We start from the raw sequence: 2,343 nt of genomic DNA, 5'->3' as shown, positions 1-2,343 counted from the left end.
ATATTATTACTCTTGCTAAAAACCTTATATTAAGAAATATAGATGGGGTATTAGCAACAATAAGAGAGGGTTGTTTATTTCACCCTCCCCTAACCCCTCCCATCAAGGGAGGGGAAGCTCTTATGCCGACGCTGTCAGGACAAAAGGAGATGAAACTTAACCCATAGCACTATAATCTGTAATGAGCTTACTTTTTTAACTTGATTTTGAGTAGATACGGGAATGTTAAAGTGAAATACGAATTTACCCTTCCTTATGGCACAGAATCCGTAAGATTTACCTTGCCAGAAACCTTTACGGTGCTGGGTGAAATTGTCCCCCAAGGGGGGGAGAATGGATTTCGCACCCACTTCGTGGGTACCCGGGATAGCGGAGGGCGGATTACTAATCTTAGAGCTTCCTTGCTTGAGGCCCTGAAACATCCCCGTTATTCACCGCCCCTGTCAGAAATTATGCAATCCGAAATCCGAAATCCAAAGGTGGCTATTATTGTCTCTGACATCACCCGGAAATCAAAAAGCGAGGTTTTTATCCCGGTTTTGCTTGATGAACTCAACCGGATGGGGGTCAGAAATGAAGATACCTTTATTGTCTTTGCTACAGGCACTCATCGGACTCACACCAAAGAAGAACACCAAAGACTTATGGGTGAGGCCTACGGAAGGGTAAGAGTTTATGACCACGACTGCCGCGGGGAGGTGGTTTATCTGGGAACAACCTCACGGGGCACCAGGGTTTCCCTGAATCGACGGGTGGTAGAGGCGGACAGGGTTATCCTGACTGGACTGATTGGTTATCATTATTATGCCGGTTTTAGTGGCGGAAGAAAGAGTGTCCTGCCCGGCGTGGCCGGCTTTACCACCATTCAGGATAATCACCGTCTTGTCCTTAATCCGGAAGGGGGTAAAAACCCAATGACCACTACCGGTAAACTTAAAGGGAATCCGGTCCATGAGGATATGGTCGAGATAGCCCGTATGCTTAACCCGGATTTTCTGCTAAATCTTATTTTAGATGGCCACGGCGAAGTGATCGGCATCTTTAGCGGAGATTTTATTGAATCCCACGAGGCAGGGTGTCGGGCGGTAGAGGCTATTTTTGGCTGCCCTATTTTTACTAAGGCTGATCTGGCTATTACCAGCGCCGGAGGGTATCCGAAAGACATCAGTTATTTCCAGGCCCACAAGGCCCTGGATAACGCGTATTGGGCGGTGAGAGAAGGTGGGGTGGTCATCCTCCTGGCCGAATGCCGGGAAGGGGTAGGACATCCGCGATTTATGGATTGGCTGAAGCTGGGTTCTCTGGAGCGAATTGAAGACAGGCTTCGTGAAAACTTTGAAGTGGTCGGGCATAATGTCTATGCCAACTTCCTGAAGGCCAGTAAAGTAAGAATTATTCTTATCTCCAAAGGGCTTCCTCCAGAGGTCCCTAAGAAGATGGGTTTTATCCCGGCAGACAATATAGAGGCAGCTCTTAAGACCGCCTCTCAAATACTGGGCCCATCTCCCACGGTCTATATTATACCCGAAGGTTCGACTACTTTTCCTAAACTTTCCACGGCCCGCTGACGGCTATCTACTTAGAGCCTATCTCGGATCGGTTGGGGGATAGGCTCTTAGGCCGACTCATTATCTTTGAATTGCGCACCTATCCGCTCGGTTAAGGAAGCGACTTTTTCGTTAATTAATCTTCTTGTTTTAAAAAGTTCGTCTGCAATATTCAAGGCTACCAGAACGGCCACCTTACCGGTGGAGGTGGTGTTCGTCTTTTGAGTAATATTTCTCATTTCTTGATCTACGTAGTTAGCCAATTGGCGAACATAGTCCGGCTCCTCATCTCCTTTGATAGTATAGGTCTGTCCAAATATCTCCACCTCGGTTCGATGTTTCTTGTTGTCGAGCATGCCTCCCCTCCTTCTCATCTTATCCTTACCCACATCTTTTAAAAACCACGAAGAACACGAAGAGCACGAAGAATTATAAAACAAATCGACCTGTACGGTTAGATGTAGATTACTGACGCTGAAAGCGTCGAATTTTAAATAGCCTACAGGTAATTATATGAACTAAAAAGCAAAAAGTCAAGAGATAATTTCGAGCTGTGCGGTTATATGTAGGGGCGAATAATTATTCGCCCCTACATATCTATAGAGTGCGGTAGCGAGCCTGCGATTTCGGAGTAAGTAAAAGCAGGCTTTTATCTGGTAACGCCATACATATCTACTCAAAATCAAGTTAAAAAAGTAAGCTCATTACAGATTATAGTGCTATGGGTTAAGTTTCATCTCCTTTTGTCCTGACAGCGTCGGCATAAGAGCTTCCCCTCCCTTGATGGGAGGGGTTA

At 46.1% G+C, this 2,343-nt stretch carries 2 protein-coding genes; one reads left to right on the top strand and one right to left on the bottom strand.

Annotation, left to right across the window (positions count from 1 at the left end; all coding sequences use genetic code 11):
- Nucleotides 1-206: 206 nt before the first annotated feature.
- Entirely contained in the window at nucleotides 207-1,568 is a 1,362-nt protein-coding gene (gene larA / locus AB1797_13935; GenBank protein MEW5768687.1) for a nickel-dependent lactate racemase, read from the top strand.
- 47 nt (nucleotides 1,569-1,615) lie between these two features.
- Here larA and AB1797_13930 read toward each other — a convergent pair whose 3' ends face one another.
- Nucleotides 1,616-1,903 carry a cell division protein ZapA gene (locus AB1797_13930; GenBank protein MEW5768686.1) on the bottom strand — a complete coding sequence of 96 codons (288 nt, stop codon included), beginning with the start codon at nucleotides 1,901-1,903 and terminating at the stop codon, nucleotides 1,616-1,618.
- Nucleotides 1,904-2,343 lie beyond the last annotated feature (440 nt).

The sequence above is a fragment of the bacterium genome (assembly GCA_040753085.1).
GTDB lineage: Bacteria > UBA9089 > JASEGY01 > JASEGY01 > JASEGY01 > JASEGY01.
Note: the sequence above shows the minus strand (reverse complement) of the source record. Positions and strands in the feature narration are given on the sequence as shown.

Bases quoted from the DNA above. Each gene is read 5' to 3' on its own strand.
- AB1797_13930 (MEW5768686.1), bottom strand. From the start codon at position 1,903: ATGCTCGACAACAAGAAACATCGAACCGAGGTGGAGATATTTGGACAG.